The organism is Flavobacterium kayseriense, assembly GCF_014305095.1.
In the GTDB taxonomy this organism is placed as follows: Bacteria; Bacteroidota; Bacteroidia; order Flavobacteriales; family Flavobacteriaceae; genus Flavobacterium; species Flavobacterium kayseriense.
Window position 1 is genome coordinate 706,961 of sequence record NZ_JACRUI010000001.1, and the last position, 22,838, is coordinate 729,798.

Genomic DNA, 22,838 nt, shown 5'->3' on the forward strand with positions numbered 1-22,838 from the left:
GAATTGTGAATAAGTTTGGCTTTCATAATGTCAATTAAAAACTAAACTTTGTAATGTAACAAATTGATTAAATGGGAAGTTTAGCAACCACAGTGGAAGAGCAAATAGAAAAGCTTTCGGAGAGAGGAATGGGTTTTGACGATAATGACCAAAAGGAAAAAGCAAAAGAAATTTTACTTGATATTGGTTATTATAGATTAGGGTTTTATTGGAATCCATTTGAGAGCGGAAATAGGCATAATTTTGTTGAGGGCACCAAATTTTCTGATGTTGTATGTTTATACTATATGGATGTTGATTTAAAAAACATTTTAAATAAAGCTTTAAATAGAATAGAGATTAACTTACGGACACAAATTATTTACTATGTTTCAAATGCTAATGCCGATAACCCAACGTGGTTTGCTAGTAAACGTGTTATGCAATCCAAATTTGTAGATGAATTTCCAAATTACTATAATGATAAATTTAAAAGGAATAATAAACCCATTAAAAAGCATCATATAAATTATCCAAATGATATATATGCTCCTGCATGGAAAACACTAGAATTCTTAACATTTGGAACCATATTTACAATTTACTTCTCTTTAAAAGATGAAGAGTTGAAAAAAAGGATTGCAAATGTATATGGGATTAGGAGAGTTAGAGTGTTTGAGAATTTTTTAAAAACAGTTATATTTATAAGGAATTTATGTGCTCATAGTGGAATATTATTTGATTCAAATACACCAAAAGAGATAAATACAACACCCCTAATTACATTTAACAACAATAATAGACATTCATTGGATTCTTCAATCAAGGTTATTTTATATTTTCTAGAAAAGATTTCTACTAGCAGAAAAAAAATTATCGAAGATGAAATAATTGCTCTTTTTGACAATCATTTTGATAATCCAATATTAAGAAAAATTATAGATGACAAGATCGGGTATATTAAAAATTAACTCAAAAAATTTTTTTATATAATATAAATGATATAATTTTGTTGTCCCAAGTGCCCAACTTTTCATTTGCATTAGTGCTGCACTATAAAATAGTAAACATAACCCAGCCTTGCGCTGGGTTTTTTATTACCCAACCCCCAAATAAAGAGGTTGGGGGGAATTAACTCAAAAACCAAGAATAGTTGGTAGAACTACCACTTAGTGCATTTGAGATACCTTCAGAAAAGCTGAAGGCATTCACACCTCTTTCAAGGAAAGTGTCAACATAGGAAGTCTTATTGCTTCCTGTGAGCAGGTTATAGAACTCCCACATACTGATATCACCATTTGCATTTCTACAAAAGCTTTCATCTTGGTAGTAGTCTTTTGCTACGGTGCTAATATGTCCATCATTCAGGAGCAACTCAGGTATTAGAGCCTTTTCCTTTTTAGGTAAGTAATTATATAACCTAGATTTACCAATAATTTGAGCAAATTGAGTTTCCGAAAGCGAATTGTTCAGTAAGTTTTTCATAGAGCTTAAATGCTGTGTTGCATTATAGCTTTGTATCACTTGAAGTATTTTATCTTCTAGGTCTAAATAACTCATTGCTCTAATTTCACTTTGAAAACCATCTGTGGAAACACATAGGTTACAGCATACCATATTCTGGAACCCTATGAAGAATTTGAATTTTTCATAAGTTTTCTTATTGTACAGGTTCTCTAGGTTGTAACTTCTAACGCCTCCTATTGTAAGTGATAACTTGTTTCCATTTATAGTTTCTGTAATACCTGGAATCCTTATAATAAATGCCATCCTCTCAAAATATGAAGTCCTTTGATGCTCTTGCAAATCTTTAGCAGCAATATGCAATGCATCAGGAGTCCTTCCTTTAATTTGATGGCTAACCCTAATTTCAGGAATATCTAGGTTTTCATTTGGAAACATCTTAGTAATAGCTGATAATGCAGTTTCAATAAATTCTTGATGACTTAAAGTAATTTCATTGTCCTTTGTGAATACAGGTATAACACACTTTTCTTTTAAATGAAAAAGACTAACCTCCTCTGTGTTAGCCTCTATAAAAGGTGATTTTTGTATACTATTTGAAGTTTCGTCTAAACCTAGATCCTTTATATTGTTAAGGGATACAGGTAGATGTGTAGCTTGTGTATCTTCTATAAAATTCACACTTCTATTTTCTGAACTTACTTCAATAAAAGAAGTGTTTGTGTGTATTTGTGAAGATTCTTGTATACCTAGATCCTTTATATCTTTAAAGACTTTAGGTACTTGTGAAAGAGTGTCCTTGTTTTCGATTTTAGTGAGTTCCATTTCCATTTGATGAGATATTAGAAGTTAGTTGTTGTATGAGATTTTTCTTTGCTACAAAGTCCTGTTCTATGCTTTTAGCACTCTCTAGGTTATTGTTGTAAAGGTTTGTAAGCTCTGACAAGTTATTACATTCACTTACCTTAACCTTTAGCTCTTCCTTAGTCATGGTACTGTTGCACCAGTCTAAAATTTTTTTACCTGTGTTAGAATTAATAACAAACTGTGGTTTCCCCTCAAACAAATTAGTTCTGTCTTTTGATGCAGTAGCAAAGTGTTTATAATCAATGTCAAAGACTATTGTAAACTCATAGCTAATCTCATCTCTCTGAATTGCTTTTAATCCTACTTTTTCAGGGACCATCTTGCCATTTCTCTCACTCAAGACGTAATCTTGTTTTACCCTCATAGTGCAAATGATGTGAACATCACTTTGAAGTATCTTTTCTACAAATGCTTTTTGTCTCGGAGTTATCTTATTCCAATTTGTGAATGAGTTTCCAGTAAGCGAAGCATGGTAATCCAGTAGAAAATCCCAACAATGTGAGATACTATCTAAAATTATTACTTCCATCCCTGACTTTATGCATAATTCTATTGCCTCTATGTATCTCTCAGGGGAATGAGGAGACTTTAGGTTCAAGACATTGTAACTACCTAGATGGGCATAAAGATTACTAGAACCTGCTTCTGTATCAATGACTGCTACTTTTGAAAGGTTTCCATTGGTTAATCCTTTTGCTAATAAAAGTGCACTGTAGCTCTTTCCAGCTCCTGATGGAGCTTGCAAAGCCATTTTAATTTTGGCTTTGCTTCTTTCTGATTTTTTTAATTCCATGATTTATAATTTAGAGATTTATGTTGTTTTTTGTAGGTTTTAATTTTCCATCAATGGAAATCCTCCAATAAAAGAGAAAGCTATAATTATATATAACTTTACTCCCTATGTATATAATCTTACTTTATATTGTAATTTATTAAAGGAAATCCTGTGGTGGGGTATTTAAGCAAAAAGGGAAAGCTATTAGCCCTCCCTTTTTTAATTATTGCATGATGTTAGTAATATCTATTTTTTCAGTAGGAACACTAACTTTCTTTAATGCAGGTTCAAGATATTTTTTAATGTCTCTATCAATGTCCTCGAAATGTTCTTCAATGTAAATTTTTGGTAACAACTCTAAGATCTTGTCTGTGTCCAGATGGTAATATGTTACTTGTGATGGTCTTCCATCAATTAATTTTGTTTTTATCTCAGTTTTTAAAAATCCTAGTCTTTGAAATTTTCGTGATATTGTAATAGCTCTATCTTTCTTAATTCCTAATTCATTAAATATTGTAGGATAAGAAATGTAAAATGGCTTAAAGCGAAATGCATGAAACTTTATTAATAAGGTTTCAAAAAAGACTCTTTCATCACAGCTAAAATATTTACTGTTGTACTTTTGGAAAACTAATAGTCTTAAGCCAAACATAGTGTTATAGTCTATGATAAAGATGTCTGAAATGATATCCAGATTCTCTCTAAATCCATCATTGTTTACTACTATTTTACCCCCAGCATTTAGTAGTGGAGTGTATGAGCTTTCATTCACTACTCCGTCTTTATTAATTGGCAATAAAATGTATTTTGTTTCAATGCCATCTTGAAAGTTTTCCTCAGAATCTAAAGTCAAATCATAAAGCGGTACTTCAATTGATTCTTCTTCTAACTCTTCTTGTTCTTCGTAATTTTGAGAAGGATCATTAAGGCAACTTCCTATACTTATTTCCTGATTAATAAATGGGTTATCTGAAGGATTAATATATTGGTCATTAGAAGAACTATCAAAAGGGTTATCAAAACCGTATTCATTTTCTGTATTCATGATTTTATTTTTTTAAATTAATTTATTAATGATATTTAAGTTTAATCTTAAATTTTTTTAAGATTAATATGTAATAACTACGGTTAAGCTGAAAACCTAACTTCATTTTCTACATTGTAATTTGGTAAGGGTTCTTGCAATAGCTTTTCATTTGCATCATCAATAGTATTATTATCAAAATCTTTTAGATAAGCAGTTGTTATTCCAACATTTTGATGCCCCATAGATTGACTTATCATATCTATTGAAACTCCTGATTCCTTCAGGTTAGTGGCGTAACTATGTCTTGCAACATAGCTCGTAACAGTACTTTCTATTTCCTGTATTTCAGCAATTTTTTTTAAGTCACTATTAAATTTCTTTAATGTCTTCGCTTTTCTATTCTCAATTTGAATAGGAGTCAACCCTTCTTTTAAAAGGATAGGAAATACATAATCGGTTATGGTGTTTACATGCTTGTATTCTTCAAGAATGATTCTGACAGGTTCCAGGATTTTTACACTGAAATTACCTTTTGTTTTGGAGCGTGTATAAACAATTCTTCCATTTTGTACATTACTCCATCTTAATTTCATAATGTCAAAGAAGTTTATTCCAGAGGTGTAATAAGAAAACAAGAACAGTTTTTTTGACTCTGCTAAATGTGGGTATTTCAACTCGTCTAAATCTTCAATTTTGCGAATTTCAGCTCTTGTTAGGGCTTTCTTTATTCCAGAACCTTTTAATTTTGAAACTTTATAAGCTTTAAATGGATAGTGCTTTTCATCAACTACTCCCTTTTTTATAGCATCATTATACAATGCTCTTAATTCTCTCATTCTAACTCCAATCCCACCATCTTTGCTTCCTGTAGCTCTTAAATGTGTTTCATATTTGTCTAGCATCTCAACAGAAATGTCTCTAAATTTCAATTGATTGTTTTTGGCAAACTTGTAAAAGGAATTCATAGTGTCTAAGTAAGCTCTTGCATTTCCAGTTCTTCCAGCTTTGTTTAAATCAGCAATCTTATCTTCCCAAAATGTCTTTACAGATGTATTACTGTCCTTTTTGCCCCTAAATTTGGCTTCAAATTGAGTAAGAGTAAAGTCAATTTCTTCAATATTGAATTCATCAATTACTTTAAAAGCTTTTTCTTTTAGTTTTAGGAGTACTCTGTTTCTTTGAACATGGTTTGGATGACTTTTTTTAAATTGCGCATTAGCTTCATCCCAATCTTTCTTTGTACAATCCATACCTAAAGAAATCATTTTAGGTTTTCTGTCTTTAATGATTTTGAGAACTAGTGGAAACAATCCCTCTTTTGATGCTTTGTCTCTTAATAATATTTTTATACTTGCCATATTTTTATGATTTACATTTTATACACTTTATAATACCAGAATTTGTAAACATTAATTATTTATTAGGTATTGAAACTTCTTGTTAACACTATACTTAATAAACTGTTCAACAGTATTTAAACTATACTTTGTTAGAAGTCTTTTAAAGTCAGTTTTATGATTACTTTTAGTCATTCTTCTATTGCTTAAACTAGTCCAGTATTTAGGATTAGAGTATCTAGTAATTTTTTCTCTATCTTTTGTTAGAATATCTTTATCGTCATAGGAGTCAATAATTATCATCTCATCTATTTTTTTTATAAAGTCATTGAACAGTACCTGTAATTTCGACTTATCTAATAGGTCTGTTAACTTCCTTATTTTGAGCCTAGTTAATTCTGATTTTTCAACATATTTTATTTCAACTCTCAAGATGTTCTTTCCTTTGACTTTATAATGCTTAGCCTTGTCGTATATTTTAATGCAGTAGTTAGTAGAGTCAAATTGCAAATACTCTCCCGCCCCCCTAAATTGCTTGTTATGATTATATGACTTCCCTCTATAAAGAAATAAACTATTTTTAATAATCTCCTCAGCTGGAATTTCAGTCTCAATATTAAAACCAAACTCCAACTGTGTTATCCTTGAGTCTTCCAAAAAGGGTAATTTTTGGGTTAACTCATTGATGACCTTTTGTAAACTTTCAAAACTGAAATCATTGTGATTATGATCTTTGCCTTCTGTTTTATAATTGTGGAACTTATGTAGGGAGTTTTTCATATAGCCTGTATGCTCTGTAACCACTAAGTCCATATTTACAAATTTTGTTCTCATCGGATACTTAGTAGTATCAGAATGCAGTTCATAGCCCATTGTAACTTCATCAAAATTCCCTTCAGTAGTTATGTAATCTTCGACTTCATTTTTGTAGTTAAATCTAACTCTTACAAAATCTATCATAACTTAGACTTTTGAGTTCTACTTAAGTAAACTTCCATGTTTGTTTCCAATTCATTGACTGAACTTACCCTACTGTTTAGAATCCAAGTCTCTAACTCTGACCTACGGAAATATATGCGTTTCCCGCCTGGTACATAGTAGTTCACTTCTTTCCTACTTGTCATTTTATAAAGACAAGATTTCGACAATTGCAAGTACTGAGCTGCCTCTTCAAGAGATAATATCTCCTTGCTTAAAATGTACTGTCTTTCTATTAAAACTTCTAATTTTTCTAATTTTTTAAGGATAATTTCCATTAGTGTTTAGTTTAATGGATATGCGCATATCACTATTATTAATGAAACAAATTAAGCGCATAAAAAAACCCTCAAAGCTAAAGTGTAATGAGGGTGTAAGAGGAAGTGTAAGGTAAAGTGTAAGGTTAGAAATTATGTTTCTTTGCCATAGCCTGGATTTCGGATAATATTTCTTTATATCTTGAAACATCATTTTTTCTTAGAAAAGTATCAATCCCGTCAATAGCTCCTTGCTTTAGAAGAGTTCCTTGCTTAGAATAGAAAGACTTACTCCTGTCAATGGCTGACGGAGTAAGATTATCAAAAAACATTTTTATATTATTGATAAAATAAAAAGTTATCCTGTTATCTTTGTTAAACACTATTTTGCTATCAACTTGTTTTGGACTAGGGTGAGTGAAAACAGTTATGAAATCATCTTCAAAAACCACATTTTCATCAAGGATTCCTAATTCAAGTGCTAACTCATATATTAAAATAAGTTTTTTTCTGCTTATTAAAGGTTTAAACAATCCCTGTTTACTATTTGTTATTTGAATTGACCTCTTTGCCTCTATTTTTCCATTTCCTAAACTAATTAATGTTTTATTTATATCCTTCAAATAAGGTATGATGTCTAGTTGTAATTTATTATAGCTAGATACACCCGTTAATAAGTCTGAGATCTTAAGTTTAGTCTTGCTTATATAGTTAGAAGCAGAATTACCTGAAATTTCAATATCGTCAGCTTTGTCTTTTATTAACTGAATAGATTTGTTGACTTGTAATTTTATTATTTCGAGTACTTTATCTTTGAAATAGACTTTCCTTGGGATTACATCTTCGTTTAGGTATTCACAATCTATATACTCTATATATCCTTGATCTCTATATGAAACAAAGGAAGGATTAATGGGATTATCGTAGAAGTCATTTTCAAAAGCATCAAAGTAGTTTTGCTTTAAAAATGTTTCTAAGAAAAGTAATGGGTAATTTGAAGTTGATTTTGGAGTTTGGATCATAATTCAAATTTACAAAATCTATAAATGTTTGACCTATGTTTAACCTGTAAAAACAAAAAAGCCTTTACATCTCTGTAAAGGCTTTCTGCAATTGGCTCCCTCTCTTGGGCTCGAACCAAGGACCCTCTGATTAACAGTCAGATGCTCTAACCAACTGAGCTAAGAAGGAAACTGTATATTGTTATTTGTATGAACTTTTAAATCTTTGTTGCTGCTTTATTTTGAAATGCGTTTCAGTTGTAAAGCGGTGCAAAGATAGGCTATCATTTGGTTTGTGCAAATAAAAATTCAACTTTTTTTTATTTTTTTTACTTCCCTATAATTGATTTGTAAATATCGTTTCCGTTGGCAAATAATAAGAGGGTGATAAGTAAAACAAAACCAACCATTTGTGCATTCTCTAGAAATTTGTCTGATGGTTTTTTACCTGAAAAGATTTCGTATAATAAAAACATCACATGACCTCCATCGAGTGCCGGAATAGGTAATAAGTTCATTACTCCAAGCATAATTGATAATAGAGCAGTGATTCTCCAGAATGTTTCCCAACTCCAAGTCTCCGGAAATATATCAAAAATAGCTTTAAAACCACCTACTTGTTTGTAAGCACCAGTACTTGGGCTAAAAATCATTTTTAATTGTTTTCCGTATCCTATTAATTGGTCTTTTCCTTTGATAAGTCCCACCGGAATTGCTTCTGCAAAGCTGTACTCTTTTGTACTAACTTTATAGTAACCTAGTTTTTCTAGTGATTCTAGACTCACACCTCCTGGTTGAACGTCTAATCTCCCCTCTTTAGAAACAATTAGGGTAATGTTTTGAATTTTTTGATCACGTACAATTGTTGCTGGTATGGTTTTACCTTTGTTACTTTCTATAATAGCTGCAGCCTGATCAAAATAGCGTGTAGATTTACCATTCAAAGAAGTAATGATATCTTTAGGAAGCAAATTAGTGTTGGGAGAGTTTTCCGCAACCGCGCCCACTACAAAAGGAGTACGTGTTGCAAACAAAGATCCTTTTTCGTATTGAGACAATTGATCTACTAGATCAATAGGCATCGTAATTTCTTGTTGGTTTCCGTTTCTCTCTACTAACACTTTTTTAGCCATGATGATGGTCATGTTAATATCATTATCAAACCTAACAATTGGTTTGCCATCAGCAGCTAGAAACTTGTCACCGGTTTTAAAGCCCGCCTTTAGCATAACAGGGTTTTCGATCAGCATTCCGTCCTTAAAGTCGGTACTTGCCACATACGTATCGCCATAGGCGAAAGCCATTCCAATATAAATAATAAAAGCCAATATAAAGTTTACTGTAACACCACCCAGCATGATGATCAAACGTTGGTAGGCTGGTTTAGAACGAAATTCCCATGGTTGCGGAGGCAATGCCATTTGTTCTTTGTCCATACTCTCATCGATCATACCCGATATTTTCACGTAACCACCAAGTGGTAACCATCCAATACCGTATTCAGTCTCACCAATTTTCTTTTTAAGAAGGGAATATTTAACGTCAAAAAACAAGTAAAACTTTTCGACTCTGGTTTTAAATAATTTAGCAGGAATAAAATGTCCTAATTCGTGCAAGATAATAAGTAATGATAAGCTCAATAAAAATTGAGAAAGCTTGATAAATAGATCCATTTTTTAAATTTAATTCTTTTTACAACTCACAAAAGTAAGGTTTTCTATTTGTTTAATTTGCAATAATTATTCCACATGAGTTTAAAAGTTTGTTAATTAATGAATTTTGAATGTTCGTTTGCGTATTGTCTAGTAACTTTACTTTTTAATTTTTTGAAAACACCACAAGGTACTCAGATAAAGAGTGTAGTTAAACGCTCTTCTTTGCCTTGATTTCTGTATTATAACCTTAACCTGATCATATATGAGTGCTACATTATTTACTCCTTTACAAATAAAAGACATTACCTTTAAAAACCGCATCGCTATTGCGCCCATGTGCCAATACTCTTCCGTAGATGGTTTTGCCAATGATTGGCATTTAGTTCACCTAGGAAGTCGTGCTATTGGCGGCGTAAGTTTAATTATTCAAGAAGCTACGGCAGTTTCGCCAGAAGGTCGTATTTCACCAGAAGATCTTGGAATATGGAAGGCCGAGCATATCGAAAAGCTACAACAAATTAATAAGTTTATTAGCGATCAAAATGCAATTCCCGGCATACAATTGGCGCATGCAGGTCGTAAAGCGAGCGTTTCAGCTCCGTGGAATGGCAATAAAAAATTAGATACCACTCAAGGTGGATGGCAAACCGTGGCGCCATCAGCAATAGGATACCATGACAACGAAGCAACTCCTCTTGCCATGGATAGCGAAGCGATTCAAAAAGTGATTTCCGATTTTAAAGATGCTACTAAAAGAGCAGTACAAGCAGGTTATAAAGTAGTAGAAATTCATGCAGCACACGGTTATTTATTGCACCAGTTTTTATCGCCTTTATCGAATGTGCGAACAGACAATTATGGCGGTAGTTTTGAAAACCGAATCCGCCTTACGCTAGAAGTAGTGGAAGCAGTGCAAACCGAATGGCCGTCTAACTTACCTTTGTTTGTACGTATATCAGCTACGGATTGGGCTGATGGTGGCTGGAACGTAGAAGAATCAGTAGCGCTGTCTAAAATACTAAAAGAAAAGGGAGTGGATTTGATCGATGTCTCTTCGGGAGCTTTGGTGTCACATCAAAAAATTCCTGTGGGACCTAATTACCAAGTTCCGTTTGCAGACCAAATAAAATCAGAAGCAGGCATCCTAACTGGAGCAGTTGGTTTGATCACCGAAGCGAAGCAAGCTGAAGAAATAGTCGCTACAGGCAAAGCCGATTTAGTGTTATTTGCCAGAGAATCATTGCGCGATCCTAACCTTGCCTTAACTTTTGCTCATGATTTGGAGGCAGAAATTAAGTGGCCGAAGCAGTACGAACGAGCGAAGAAGTAGTTTTTTATAAATATATAAGTCCTATAAGTACAGTGGTACTAATATGTTTCAATTTTAAAATAGTTATGGCCCCAGGATAGAACTGATAGAACGGATTTCCACTGCTTTTATAATTGATAGAAGTAATCTGCGAAAATCTGTGCAATCTGCGGTAAAAAAATTGGCTCACCGATGAGACGGATATAACGGATTTGTAATGCTTTTTATAATTTAAATTTGACGGAAATAATCTGTGTAAATCTGTGCAATCTGCGGTAAAAAAATTGGCCCACGGATGGTACGGACATAACAGATTTGTATTGATTGTTAAATTTTAATTAAGGGGTGTACTCTGCGTTAATCTGTGCAATCTACGGTAAAAAAATTGGCTCACCGATGAGACGGATATAATGGATTTGTACTGATTGTTGAATTTTTAATTGAGGGGTGTAATCTGCGTTAATCTGTAGAATCTGCGAGCTATTGTTTGGAAATTATCGGTGTTTTTTAGGCACTGCCTTGTTTTTTCATAAAGGAAAAAGTAATTATAATTTGCTATTGGGAATCTGTTTTTATCTGTAGTAACCTGTTGTTAAATAGAAGTTGATGTGTATAAGCAAATAGTATCACCGCTATCAGAATCTCGACTCCGCTCGATTTGACAAGAGGCGCATAGAAAGATACATAAGACATACACTGTTTTTATAAGTTACATTTGAGAAAATAATCTGCGCTAATCTGTTAAATCTGTGGTTAGAAAATTAGCCCACGGATAAAACTGATTTGTACTGATTGTGGCATTATTAATTAAGGAATTGATCTGCGTTAATCTGTAAAATCTGCGAGCTATTGTTTGGACATTGTCGGTTTTTTTAGGCACTGCTTTGTTTTTTCATAAAGAAAAAAGTAATTATAATTTGCTAATGGGAATCTGTTTTGTAGCAATCAATAACCTTATTGCCAGAATCTCGACTCCGCTCGATTTGACAAGAGGCTCATAGAAAGATATATAAGATATACACTGTTTTTATAAGTTACATTTGAGAAAATAATCTGCGCTAATCTGTTAAATCTGTGGTTAGAAAATTAGCCCACGGATATAACTGATTTGTATTGATTGTTAAATTTTAATTAAGGGGTGTACTCTGCGTTAATCTGTGCAATCTACGGTAAAAAAATTGGCTCACCGATGAGACGGATATAACGGATTTGTACTGATTGTTAAATTTTAATTGAGGGGTGTACTCTGCGTTAATCTGTAGAATCTGCGAGCTATTGTTTGGAAATTATCGGTGTTTTTTAGGCACTACCTTGTTTTTTCATAAAGGATAAAGTAACTGTATTTAGCTATTGGGAATCTGTTTTGTAGCAATCAATAACCTTACTGCCAGAATCTCGACTCCGCTCGATTTGACAAGAGGCGCATAGAAAGATACATAAGACATACACTGTTTTTATAAGTTACATTTGAGAAAATAATCTGCGCTAATCTGTTAAATCTGTGGTTAGAAAATTAGCCCACGGATAAAACTGATTTGTACTGATTGTGGCATTATTAATTAAGGAATTGATCTGCGTTAATCTGTAAAATCTGCGAGCTATTGTTTGGACATTGTCGGTTTTTTTAGGCACTGCTTTGTTCTTTCATGAAGGAAAAAGTAACTGTGATTAGCTACTGAAAATTTGTTTTGTAGTAATCAGTAACTTTACTATCAGAATCTCGACTCCGCTCGATTTGACAAGAGGCGCATAGAAAGATATATAGGACATACACTGTTTTTATTATGCTATGGCACGGGGACAATATTGAATCTCGACTCTGGTCGATTTGACAAGAGACGCCTAGAAAGATACATAAGACATAGACTGTTTTTATTATGCTATGGCACGGGGAAAATATAGAATCTCGACTCCGCTCGATTTGACAAGAGACGTATAGAAAGATACATAATACATACACTGTTTTATCGTCCTACGATATTTGGGATAATAGTGAATCTCGACTCCGCTCGATTTGACAGTACAGGCAAATAAAATGATATAAAAATAAAAACTATTTTACTATCCTGTGGCACGGAGACAATATTGAATTTCGACTCCGTTCGATTTGACAACATATACATATTAATATGCAAAAAATAAAAACCGCTTTACTATCCTACGGCATGTCGGGCAAGGTGTTTCACGCCCCTTTTTTAGCACTGCATCCTGGTTTTGAACTTTTAGGATCATGGGAACGTACTAAAAAACTAATTCAACTGGATTTCCCAGTTGTGTTAAGCTATCCCACATTGGAGGCAATACTCAAATCAGAGAGTGACTTAGTCATAATTAATACTCCTGTTGCTACTCATTATGAATATGCTAAGCAGGTACTCCAAGCAGGCAAACATGCCATTGTCGAAAAAGCATTTACAACTACTGTAGCCGAGGCTGAGGAATTAGCCGCTATTGGTAAAGCAAAAGGAGTCAAGCTCGCTGTGTTTCAAAACCGCAGGTGGGATAGCGATCTAAAAACGGTAAAGCAAGTCCTATCAGAAAATTTATTAGGTGATTTAGTAGAAGCCGAGTTTCATTTTGATCGCTACAATCCGGGATTAAGTCTCAAGCAACACAAAGAAACCGCTAACGCTGGCGCCGGAATTCTAAAAGATTTAGGTCCGCATTTAATCGATCAAGCGCTGTACTTATTTGGTTTCCCTACTGCTATTTACGCAGATATTCGCACTACGAGAGCGGAGTCTTTGGTAGACGATTGGATCGATCTCGTTTTGTATTATGCCAACTTTAGAGTTCGTCTTAAAGCGGGTTTTTTTGTACGAGAAGCCAATCCCGCTTATGTTGTACACGGAAAAAAAGGATCTTTTTTAAAGCACCGTGGTGATGTGCAAGAGGACGAATTAAAAGCAGGGAAAAAACCTAATTTGGTTGATTGGGGAATGGAACCAATAGCCAAAGAAGGGCTTTTGCACACAGTAGAGAATGATGAAATTATACGCAAAAGTATACGGACGCTTCAAGGAAATTATTACGACTTTTTTGAAGGCATGTATCAAGCTATTGTCAATGATAGTATTGAACCAGTTACTGCGCTGGAGGGCATACAAGTAATGCAAATTATTGAAGCCGCCATCCAAAGTAATAGAGAGAAAAAAGTAATTGCATTGTAAAAAATCCAATTGGTTAAAAATATAAGAAGCCAATCGTCCATATATTTGCTTGGATAACAGACCTTTTCGTATAAACTTATGAACGATAACGATGTAAGTACATGGAGTCAAACAAACGATAACAAACTTCCTTAATGGTTTTTGTACTTTTGCCATTCACAATATACAACTACTGCCTTTGTTACGTTTAAATTTTATAGGAAGCTTTGCGGCTCAAGGAAAGATCAAAAAAAGTTTTAGAAAAGCCAAGCAGTCGTATCTTAATCGAATACGTATTGCTGTTTCTGCTTTTTACTTTGGGATGGGTCTGTGTTTCGCTACCTGGGCAAGCCGAATTCCAGATATCAAAATGACCTTGGCGCTTAGTGATGCTGATCTGGGGAGTATTTTATTTGCGCTTCCAGTAGGGCAATTAGTGATGATGCCGTTCTCAGGAAAATTGGTTACTCGCTACGGTAGTCATCGTTTAGTAGTTTTTTCGGTTATCATGTACGCTATTTGCTTGTCTAATTTAGGGTTAGCTACTTCGGCTTGGCAACTAGCCTTCGGACTTTTTCTCTTTGGAATCTTCGGGAACATGAATAATATCGCGGTCAATACGCAAGGGGTGTATACAGAGAAACTTTTTAATAAAACCATCATGGCATCTTTCCATGGTGTATGGAGTTTTGCTGGTTTTACGGGAGCACTTATTGGCTTAGCCATGCTTAAGTTCCAGTTAACTCCGCACGAGCATTTTTTAATCGTGGGTGCAATTGTAATTGCATTGGTGTTATTGAATTTTAAATTTTTAATCAAAGCCAAAGAACTACCTAAAATTGCCCAAAAAACAAAATTATTCTCTAAACCTGATGCAGCTTTACTCTGGCTTGGAGTGATAGGATTTGGCTGTATGGCCAGCGAAGGAATCATGTTTGACTGGAGCGGCGTTTATTTCAAGGACGTGGTTAAAGCGCCCGGTGAGCTAATCGTGTTGGGGTATATTTCATTCATGATTATGATGGCAACAGGACGCTTTTTAGGTGACGGAATGATTAATAGATTTGGTCGTAAAACCGTAGTACAGGTAGGTGGGATTTTGATTTCGACGGGGCTTTTTACAGCCGTATTTTTTCCGTATTTGATTCCGTCAACGATTGGATTCATGATCGTAGGGCTAGGCGTATCGACAATTGTTCCTACTCTATACAGTCTTGCGGGTAAACACCCAACCATTCCCCCGGGCGAGGCACTTACGGCAGTATCGAGCGTTAGTTTCTTGGGGTTTTTACTAGGGCCACCAGTAATAGGTTACATAGCTGAACTTTTTGGACTGCGTTTTTCGTTTGCTTTTATTGGAGTATTCGGTATCGGGATCGCAGTTTTAGTTTCTCGTATTAAAGCAATTCGATAATTTTCTAGGAGCAGATAATTTCGTTTTTCAGATCATATTTGCACCCGCTGTACGCAGTATCTTTTTATTTTGAGCTAAAAAACAGCTCAAAACAAAAAGGATACACGCTGCCATCGGGGCTATTTCTCCCGTTTTTCAACACTTCAGATGGCATCAAAATAAATTTTAATTATTTTTCATCGAATTAATTTCCGAATAGTTTTTTTCTTACTTTAGCTATGCTAAGTGCAAGATTAAAAATTAGTTATACTTTTAAATACCATAGTATATCTGTTTGTGTGCACAATCGTTTTCGTTTCTCAAACTATTTTCCAAAACTCATTTTCCCCAAAGAACAACCCAAGTCCCAAAAGCAATATTGGGACTAAATGCTTTTATGCGCTGGTCAAAAAAGTGTTGAAAAAAGGAATGTAAAAGCAATCAACAAATGGTTTTTATGAGGAATGGTATTATTTCACTCTTTTTTATTTTTCAGTTTAGCTTCTTGCTAGCACAAAACACTAGTTCAGTTTCCGGTACTGTTCTAGATGCTAAAACGATGCAGCCTCTTGCATTTGTAGTCGTTAGTATGCAAAATACAAGTTTCACCCAAATTACTGAAAAAGAGGGTAAGTTTCTATTAACAGCAATTCCTGCCGGTGAGCAACTACTACTTTTTCGAACCCAAAGTTATAAAGAAGCTTTATATACCGTAACCATCGTTGCAGGTGAATCCTTAGACTTGGGTGTCATTTTGCTCGAGGAAGATCAGTTTACAGACCAGCAAAATACCGTAGTGCGCTTGTTTGAAAATGACCTAACTGATGATAATAGCGGATCCGAAAGCACCTCTGGTTTACTGCAATCCTCCAGAGATGCTTTTCAGCAAGCCGCCGCATTCAATTGGGGACAAGCCCGCTTTAGGATTCGAGCTTTAGACAGCGAGAACGCCACCACAATGATTAACGGTGTTACTATGAACAAACTTTTTGATGGTAGGCCACAATGGGGCAATTGGGGCGGACTCAATGATGCGACCCGTAATCAAGAATTTTCAGTGGGTACCGCACCCTCTGATTATACTTTTGGAGGCATCCTTGGTACACAAGAAATCAATACAAGAGCTTCTATTTACCGACCTGGAGCGCGTATCACTTTTTCAGGAACTAATACAAACTATACCTTGCGTATGATGGCTACCTATGCCTCAGGCAACAGCAATAGCGGTTGGTCGTACGTGCTATCAGTAGGAAAGCGCTACGCGCAAGAAGGCTATTTTGATGGAACCAACTACGATGGGAACTCCTTTTTTGCCAGTGTCGAGAAAAAATTAAATGATAAACATGCCATTAATATTAGTGGTTTTTATACACCAAATACCCGAGGGAAGAATTCACCAAACACTGATGAGGTAACACAACTAACCTCTGAAACCTATAACTCCTACTGGGGGTACCAAAACGGTAAAAAGAGGAACGCTAGAGAAAAAACGATTGCTGAACCTATTATAATGCTCAATCATTACTATACGATTAATGATCGCACTAGTCTTAATTCGAGCGTTATGTACCAATTTGGTAAAGTGGGGAACACCAATTTAGATTACCAAAATGCAAATAGCCCAGATCCAACTTATTTTAGAAAATTGCCAAGTTATTACAGTTCGCTTTTTGAACGCGATAAGGGAGAGTTTTCGGGCGCGTTTGTACCTGATTTTGAAAACGCTGAGAAAAGCCGAGTGGTATTTTTAGCCAATTCACAAATAGATTGGGAGGCGATGTATCGTGCCAATCAAAATCCTGTGATAGGCAATAACGGTCAGATAACAGGATATGAGCCTGCGCAAAGTCGTTATGTTTTGTACGAAGATCGAACAGATGATCAAACAGTGGTTGCAAATTCAAATTTTAATTCACAACTCAATGACAACCTTATCATTAATGCGGGTGCTTCATTTAGGGACTTTAAATCGCACAACTATCAAAAAGTAGTAGACTTGTTGGGTGGTGCTTACTTTGAAGATATCGATGGTTTTTATAATGGAAACCAGTCACAATCTGATTTAAACAACCCCAATAGACAAGTAGTAGTAGGAGATGCTTACGGCTATAATTATAAATATGCAGCTAGGACACTTGATGCTTTTACTCAATTTAAATTCAGTTACAATACAGTCGATTTTTATGTGGCGCAGTCGTACAGTAATACAACCTATCAAAGAGAAGGCTTGTATAAAAACGGAATTTATGAAACGATTTCTTTTGGGAAAAGTGATGCCGTAAATTTTGAGAATTTTGGTTTCAAAACCGGAATTACCTTTAAAATTTCAGGTAAAAAATCTTTAAATTTTAATGCGTCACACAGCACGAGAGCACCTACCATTAGAAATTCATTTCCTAATGCACGCTTAAACAATTCGATTATCGATGGGTTACAAAGTGAAGCGATAAATAGTCTAGACGCGACCTATGTGTTTCGCTCACCAAAACTAAAATCGAGAATAACGGCCTACTATTCTACCATAAAAAATGCAACACGAACTGCCTTTTATTATGCCGAAGGAATATTTGATAACGGAGCAGGTTATACTAACACGAATGGATTTGTAAGTCAAACTTTAACTAATTTGAATCGAAAAAACGTGGGAGCCGAATTGAGTTTTGAGTACCAAATGACAACTACTTTAAAAACGACATTCTCTGCTGCTTATGGTAAATTCACCTACGATAACAACCCTAATGTGAGTATTAGTAATGACGCCTTAGCCACAGTTGAAAATCCAAAACCTTATTTTGATTTTGGCACTGCACTATTAAAAAACTACAAACAAGCAGGTACACCACAGCAAGCATATAGTCTAGGTCTTGAGTATCGTGATCCTAAATACTGGTGGATTGGGACCAATGCAAATTACCTAGCAGATACGTATATCGATGTTTCTCCCATTACAAGAACAAACAGTTTTTATACCAATCCAGCTAGTAGTTTCACCTTTCCTGAAGCCACTGAGGAACGTGCAGCTACCTTGCTAAAGCAAGAAAAATTTGACCCTATACTTCTGGTAAATCTAATAGGAGGTAAGTCCTGGCGTATTAAAACGAAAACATTGGGCCTATTTGCTAGTGTGAATAATGTACTCGATTCTAAGTACAAGACAGGTGGTTATGAACAAGCTCGAAATGGTAATTTTAGACAATTAAACCAAGATGTTTCTAGCGGAACCCCCTCTTTTGGGAATAAATATTTTTATGGGTACGGTCGAACCTATTTTGTTAATCTCTATTTCAGTTTTTAAATTTAAATGTAGTGTTATGAAAAATACAAAAGCTAAATTATATGTGTTGGTAATTAGTGCAGGGTTTTTTTGGAGCTGTGCCAGCGACGAAACTGCCATTCCTAAATTAGTGTGTTCGCAACCTGATTTTGTAGTAAATAAATCGGTTGAAGCAATTCAAAACAATGCCGCAGCAATCGTTGCTAAATACACTTATGATGATATTATAGAAGGATATGTAGTTTCGAGTGATGAAAACGGAAATTTTTTCAAAACTATTTCGCTTCAAACTTTGGCCACAGCCAATAAGCCAGCAATTGGTTTTAGTGTTCCAGTAGACGCTACTAATTTGTATGTAGATTATAGAGTAGGGAATAAGGTGTACGTTAAATTACTTAATCAATACACAGATATTAATTATGGTAGTTTACGTATTGGGAGTATTTACGTAAACTCGTACAACGAAGGAGCTGTGGGGAGGTTAACTCAAAACGACTATAAGAAGGTATTGAATGCCTCTTGTACCAATGTCAAAGAAGATGTTTTGGTTCGTTCCACGACGATTGGAGATTTATTGAAAGACAGCAATTTAAATACATTGGTTGAGGTCTCAGGAGTACAATTTACAGAGGCAGCTGTTGGAAGGCATTATTTTGAAGAGTCAAATAATATAGGAGGTGCAACCAACTGGAGTTTACTAGACAAAAACGGAAATCAAGTTATTTTTAGAACGAGTAGTTATGCTGATTTTTCTAAGAGTTTAGTTCCTAACGGTAGCGGAAAAGTAAGAGGAGTGTTGACAAAATTTGGTACCGATTATCAACTTGTGGCGCGATCCGAAAAAGATGTAGTGATGACAGGAACTAAGGCAACACCTTTTTTCGTGCAAAATTTTCAAACAGCAGTAGATAAATCAAATTTAAGTTTACCAGGTTGGACCAATATTGCGCAAAGCGGTACTCCCGTTTGGAAAGGAGGCGTTTACTCAGGTAACGGTTATGCTGAATTTGTAATCAGCGGAACAAAAGTAGTGTCGAATATAGCTTGGTTAATATCCCCTAAAATTGATATGGATACACACACAAATGAGGTGTTAACGTTTCGGGCAGCCCAACATCATTTAGATATTGACTCGCCACTAAATGCACTCGAAGTTTTAGTCTCGACTAACTTTGATGGTCTAAATGTGACTAAAGCGACTTGGGTACCTCTTAAAGCTAACTTACCTACTCAAGCCACACCTTGGTACCAGTTTGTGGGTTCGGGAGGTATCGATTTGTCAAAATACACTGGCAAAATAAACATTGCTTTTAAGTATGTGGGATCTGGAAAAAACACCGCCTTAGATGGTGCTTTTCAGGTAGATGATATTCAGATTTTTGGTGATTAGAAGTGTAGATGAAGGTAAAAAAAACAGAATGTATCTAAGGTGTATTTCCTATATTTGTATTTTATTAAATAAAACAACTATGAAATCTACATTAATTGCACTTGTTTCTTTATTATTTGTTTCTTGTTTTTCTGATAATACCATGCAGGAAACACAGCCAACAGATTACACTGCCCAAAATGAGAAAGAAATCACAGATTACCTCACAGCTAAAAATTTAACAGCGGTAAAAAGCGACACAGGACTTTATTATATCATAAATGAACCAGGTACTGGATTAAAGCCAACGGCTAACTCTAATGTTACGGTGGCTTATAAAGGATATTTCACAAACGGAAATGTCTTTGATCAAAGTGATGCTGCAGGAATTTCTTTCGGTTTACAACAAGTAATCAAAGGTTGGACAGAAGGGATTCCGTATTTCAAAGAAGGAGGAAGTGGTGTTTTATTGATTCCGTCCTCTTTAGGTTATGGAAGTAGTACAAGAGGACCTATTCCAGGAGGTTCAGTACTTGTTTTTGATATTAAATTAATTAAGGTCAATTAAAAAAGAATATCGATATAAAAGAGAAAGGCTGTCTAAATCTAGACAGCCTTTCTCTTTTTATGAATAGTTTTTATTTAATTTCAATAACACTGATGGCATAACCTCCAGCAGGAACAGAAAATTGAGATAATTTTGACTTGTTGGTAACAGTCATTTTTCTAATGGTATAGGCTTGCGGATTAGTTTTGTAATCGGCGTTTTTTGCATCGGCATAAATGGTTGCCTCATATTTTTTTCCTTTGTCTAGGAAATCAAAATTTAGTGTTGAGGTACGTAGATTATTTCCGTTAACATTCCCCACAAACCAATTGTTAGTTCCTTTTGCTTTTCGGGCCACCGTGATGTATTGCCCAGGCTCTGCTTCGAGGTATTTACTATCAGACCAATCCACAGCCACGTCCTTTATAAATTGGAAAGCATCTAGAAAGCGATTGTAATTTTCAGGTAAGTCGGCAGCCATTTGTAGCGGACTGTACATGGTTACATACAAGGCTAGTTGATTAGCAATAGTAGCATTTACGTGTGAATTATTATTCGGGTTAAGCTTGGATAAATCCATTTCAAAAATCCCTGGAGTATAATCCATTGGACCTCCAATTAATCGTGTAAATGGCAATACTGTTACATGATTGGGTTTTGACCCACCAAAGGATTGGTACTCTGTTCCTCGAGCCGATTCGTTTCCAATAAGGTTAGGGTATGTTCTAGCAATTCCCGTAGGTCGAATAGCCTCATGTGCATTGACCATGATTTTATATTCGGCTGCTTTTTCAATAGCGTATTGGTAATGATTGACTGACCATTGGTTGTAATGGTTTTCGCCTTTAGGCAAAATATCCCCAACATACCCACTTTTTACAGCATCGTATCCGTTGTCCTTCATGAATTGGTAGGCCTTATCCATGTGACGCTCGTAGTTGCGAACAGATCCAGATGTCTCATGGTGCATGATCATTTTTATACCTTTATCTTTTGCATAGGCATGAATTCCTTTGACATCAAAATCTGGGTAAGGAGTGACAAAGTCAAAAACAAAATCTTTAGCATGTCCAAACCAGTCTTCCCAACCTTGGTTCCATCCTTCAACTAATACACCGTCAAAACCATGCATCGCTGCAAAATCAATATACTCTTTTACGTGCTTAGTGTTTGCTCCATGAGTTCCGTTTGGTTTCGCCTTAGAATAATCAGTAATGCCTAGCTGTATCGACGGAAAATCATTAGTATACGACCAAGAACTTTTACCAGTAATCATTTCCCACCAAACGCCAATATACTTAACGGGTTTAATCCAAGAAGTATCTTCGATTTTGCAAGGATCATTTAGGTTATAAGTCATTTTCGACTCTAAAATTTTACGCGCATCATCGCTAACAATAATGGTACGCCATGGTGAAGTTTGTGGAGCTTGCATGTTCCCTTTATCACCATTAGCACTAGGAGTTAACCACGATTCAAACACCATGTTTTTGTCGTCTAAGTTCAAGTGCATGCAGGAGTAATCAATCAATGCCGCTTCGTGTAGATTAATGTATATTCCTTCCTGTGTCTTAAGCATTAAAGAGGTTTGAACTCCAGTAGGTGAAAATGAGGTTTGAGAGACATTCTCGGTCATTGCTTTTTCAGTCAGTCCTCTTATTTCTGATAATTTTGAGGTTGTATAATCGTATTCTTGTGTGTCATAATCTCCAGGAATCCAGAATGCAGTATGATCACCTGTCATCGCAAATTGTGTCCTTTCTTCCTTAATGATAAAATACGTCAGGTTTTTTTGAGTTGGAAATTCGTAACGAAAACCAAGACCATCATCAAATAAACGGAAGCGAATTACGATTTTACGATCGGTATCCTTTTGATTTAATGTAACAGCTAGTTCATTGTAGTGGTTTCTAATTGTAGCTACTTCTCCCCAAACCGGTTTCCAGTTTTCATCAAATGTACTTGTCTTAGTATCTACAATGGTGAAGTCATTTAACAACGATTTTGTGTCTTGTTTTAGCGATAGTCCTAGTTTACTCGTTTTTACAACCGCTTTGTTTTTGTATTTTAAAGAGTAGGTAGGCGTTCCATCACTTTGCAAGCTGAAATTCATTTCAAATGCTTGGTTTGGAGATTTTAGTTGCTGCGCTACTGCAGAAGTAAAAAAGGCAAACGACACTAAGGAGGTTATGATTAAATTTTTCATCTTTTTTGAATGCATTAGGTATTGTGGTTTATTTAATGAAAGCTTCTGCAACTATAATTTTGCTCAAGGCAAAAGCTAGAAGGGTAAAAATACTTCGTTTCACTCTTTTAAGAGCTAATGTTTAAAAAATAGTAGGTCGGACGAGCTGTATTTAAACCACAAGTAATTGTATTGTAGTGTTTTGTGTTTTTTTTAAAGTAGTAAAATAGTAGGCGATTTAGAAAAAAACCTTTGTTTATTTTGTTTATTTC

General features: G+C 35.0%; 16 protein-coding genes and 1 tRNA gene. 7 read left to right on the forward strand and 10 right to left on the reverse strand.

The genetic code is table 11. The annotated features are described in order from the left end of the window. The first annotated feature begins 71 nt into the window (after nucleotides 1–71). A complete protein-coding gene (locus H8R22_RS02980) occupies nucleotides 72–950 on the forward strand; it encodes an Abi family protein (RefSeq protein WP_187009011.1) in 879 nt (292 codons plus the stop codon). 160 nt (nucleotides 951–1,110) lie between these two features. Here the strand turns inward: H8R22_RS02980 and H8R22_RS02985 are convergent, their stop codons facing one another. From H8R22_RS02985 to rseP, 9 genes are all read right to left on the reverse strand, one after another. Beyond that, a complete protein-coding gene (locus tag H8R22_RS02985; protein WP_187009010.1) occupies nucleotides 1,111–2,274 on the reverse strand; it encodes a DUF3871 family protein in 1,164 nt (387 codons plus the stop codon). Further along, nucleotides 2,255–3,103: an AAA family ATPase gene (locus H8R22_RS02990; RefSeq protein WP_187009009.1), complete on the reverse strand. Its 849-nt coding sequence runs from the start codon at nucleotides 3,101–3,103 to the stop codon at nucleotides 2,255–2,257. Before H8R22_RS02990 ends, H8R22_RS02985 begins: the two co-directional genes overlap by 20 nt. Nucleotides 3,104–3,308: 205 nt before the next feature. Beyond that, on the reverse strand, nucleotides 3,309–4,130 hold the full coding sequence (locus H8R22_RS02995) for a hypothetical protein (RefSeq protein WP_187009008.1): 822 nt from the start codon (nucleotides 4,128–4,130) through the stop codon (nucleotides 3,309–3,311). Nucleotides 4,131–4,213: 83 nt separating this feature from the next. After that, nucleotides 4,214–5,470: a site-specific integrase gene (locus tag H8R22_RS03000; RefSeq protein ID WP_187009007.1), complete on the reverse strand. Its 1,257-nt coding sequence runs from the start codon at nucleotides 5,468–5,470 to the stop codon at nucleotides 4,214–4,216. A 51-nt stretch (nucleotides 5,471–5,521) separates the two neighbouring features. Then, nucleotides 5,522–6,409: a hypothetical protein gene (locus tag H8R22_RS03005; protein ID WP_187009006.1), complete on the reverse strand. Its 888-nt coding sequence runs from the start codon at nucleotides 6,407–6,409 to the stop codon at nucleotides 5,522–5,524. Further along, nucleotides 6,406–6,705 (reverse strand): helix-turn-helix transcriptional regulator, encoded by a 300-nt coding sequence (locus H8R22_RS03010; RefSeq protein WP_187009005.1) that lies wholly within the window; start codon nucleotides 6,703–6,705, stop codon nucleotides 6,406–6,408. Before H8R22_RS03010 ends, H8R22_RS03005 begins: the two co-directional genes overlap by 4 nt. 125 nt (nucleotides 6,706–6,830) lie before the next feature. Then, on the reverse strand, nucleotides 6,831–7,706 hold the full coding sequence (locus tag H8R22_RS03015) for a DUF6617 family protein (RefSeq protein WP_187009004.1): 876 nt from the start codon (nucleotides 7,704–7,706) through the stop codon (nucleotides 6,831–6,833). A 92-nt stretch (nucleotides 7,707–7,798) separates the two neighbouring features. Beyond that, nucleotides 7,799–7,875: transfer RNA gene (locus H8R22_RS03020), tRNA-Asn, on the reverse strand. A gap of 139 nt (nucleotides 7,876–8,014) precedes the next feature. Then, a complete protein-coding gene (rseP, locus tag H8R22_RS03025) occupies nucleotides 8,015–9,358 on the reverse strand; it encodes an RIP metalloprotease RseP (protein WP_187009003.1) in 1,344 nt (447 codons plus the stop codon). Nucleotides 9,359–9,602: 244 nt separating this feature from the next. Between rseP and H8R22_RS03030 the strand changes: the two genes are divergently transcribed. From H8R22_RS03030 to H8R22_RS03055, 6 genes are all read left to right on the forward strand, one after another. Further along, complete coding sequence (locus H8R22_RS03030) at nucleotides 9,603–10,670, forward strand: NADH:flavin oxidoreductase/NADH oxidase (RefSeq protein ID WP_187009002.1); 1,068 nt, start codon at nucleotides 9,603–9,605, stop codon at nucleotides 10,668–10,670. 2,108 nt (nucleotides 10,671–12,778) lie between these two features. Further along, nucleotides 12,779–13,819 (forward strand): Gfo/Idh/MocA family protein, encoded by a 1,041-nt coding sequence (locus tag H8R22_RS03035; RefSeq protein ID WP_187009001.1) that lies wholly within the window; start codon nucleotides 12,779–12,781, stop codon nucleotides 13,817–13,819. Between the two features lie 178 nt (nucleotides 13,820–13,997). Further along, nucleotides 13,998–15,212, forward strand: a complete 1,215-nt coding sequence (locus H8R22_RS03040) for an MFS transporter (protein WP_225875977.1) — start codon at nucleotides 13,998–14,000, stop codon at nucleotides 15,210–15,212. A 436-nt stretch (nucleotides 15,213–15,648) separates the two neighbouring features. Beyond that, complete coding sequence (locus H8R22_RS03045) at nucleotides 15,649–18,486, forward strand: TonB-dependent receptor (protein WP_187009000.1); 2,838 nt, start codon at nucleotides 15,649–15,651, stop codon at nucleotides 18,484–18,486. Nucleotides 18,487–18,502: 16 nt separating this feature from the next. Then, nucleotides 18,503–19,855 carry a DUF5689 domain-containing protein gene (locus H8R22_RS03050; protein ID WP_187008999.1) on the forward strand — a complete coding sequence of 451 codons (1,353 nt, stop codon included), beginning with the start codon at nucleotides 18,503–18,505 and terminating at the stop codon, nucleotides 19,853–19,855. 79 nt (nucleotides 19,856–19,934) lie between these two features. Next, nucleotides 19,935–20,402 (forward strand): FKBP-type peptidyl-prolyl cis-trans isomerase, encoded by a 468-nt coding sequence (locus tag H8R22_RS03055; RefSeq protein WP_187008998.1) that lies wholly within the window; start codon nucleotides 19,935–19,937, stop codon nucleotides 20,400–20,402. A 70-nt stretch (nucleotides 20,403–20,472) separates the two neighbouring features. Here H8R22_RS03055 and H8R22_RS03060 read toward each other — a convergent pair whose 3' ends face one another. Continuing rightward, the gene (locus tag H8R22_RS03060) at nucleotides 20,473–22,587 is read right to left on the reverse strand and encodes a glycoside hydrolase family 97 protein (RefSeq protein ID WP_187008997.1); all 2,115 of its coding nucleotides are present in this window, start codon (nucleotides 22,585–22,587) and stop codon (nucleotides 20,473–20,475) included. Between the last annotated feature and the right edge of the window lie 251 nt (nucleotides 22,588–22,838).

What these genes read in the sequence shown, in the direction of transcription:
- H8R22_RS02980 (WP_187009011.1), top strand. Translation starts at nt 72, where the DNA reads ATGGGAAGTTTAGCAACCACAGTGGAAGAGCAAATAGAAAAGCTTTCG.
- H8R22_RS02985 (WP_187009010.1), bottom strand. Translation starts at nt 2,274, where the DNA reads ATGGAAATGGAACTCACTAAAATCGAAAACAAGGACACTCTTTCACAA.
- H8R22_RS02990 (WP_187009009.1), bottom strand. Translation starts at nt 3,103, where the DNA reads ATGGAATTAAAAAAATCAGAAAGAAGCAAAGCCAAAATTAAAATGGCT.
- H8R22_RS02995 (WP_187009008.1), bottom strand. Translation starts at nt 4,130, where the DNA reads ATGAATACAGAAAATGAATACGGTTTTGATAACCCTTTTGATAGTTCT.
- H8R22_RS03000 (WP_187009007.1), bottom strand. Translation starts at nt 5,470, where the DNA reads ATGGCAAGTATAAAAATATTATTAAGAGACAAAGCATCAAAAGAGGGA.
- H8R22_RS03005 (WP_187009006.1), bottom strand. Translation starts at nt 6,409, where the DNA reads ATGATAGATTTTGTAAGAGTTAGATTTAACTACAAAAATGAAGTCGAA.
- H8R22_RS03010 (WP_187009005.1), bottom strand. Translation starts at nt 6,705, where the DNA reads ATGGAAATTATCCTTAAAAAATTAGAAAAATTAGAAGTTTTAATAGAA.
- H8R22_RS03015 (WP_187009004.1), bottom strand. Translation starts at nt 7,706, where the DNA reads ATGATCCAAACTCCAAAATCAACTTCAAATTACCCATTACTTTTCTTA.
- rseP (WP_187009003.1), bottom strand. Translation starts at nt 9,358, where the DNA reads ATGGATCTATTTATCAAGCTTTCTCAATTTTTATTGAGCTTATCATTA.
- H8R22_RS03030 (WP_187009002.1), top strand. Translation starts at nt 9,603, where the DNA reads ATGAGTGCTACATTATTTACTCCTTTACAAATAAAAGACATTACCTTT.
- H8R22_RS03035 (WP_187009001.1), top strand. Translation starts at nt 12,779, where the DNA reads ATGCAAAAAATAAAAACCGCTTTACTATCCTACGGCATGTCGGGCAAG.
- H8R22_RS03045 (WP_187009000.1), top strand. Translation starts at nt 15,649, where the DNA reads ATGAGGAATGGTATTATTTCACTCTTTTTTATTTTTCAGTTTAGCTTC.
- H8R22_RS03050 (WP_187008999.1), top strand. Translation starts at nt 18,503, where the DNA reads ATGAAAAATACAAAAGCTAAATTATATGTGTTGGTAATTAGTGCAGGG.
- H8R22_RS03055 (WP_187008998.1), top strand. Translation starts at nt 19,935, where the DNA reads ATGAAATCTACATTAATTGCACTTGTTTCTTTATTATTTGTTTCTTGT.
- H8R22_RS03060 (WP_187008997.1), bottom strand. Translation starts at nt 22,587, where the DNA reads ATGAAAAATTTAATCATAACCTCCTTAGTGTCGTTTGCCTTTTTTACT.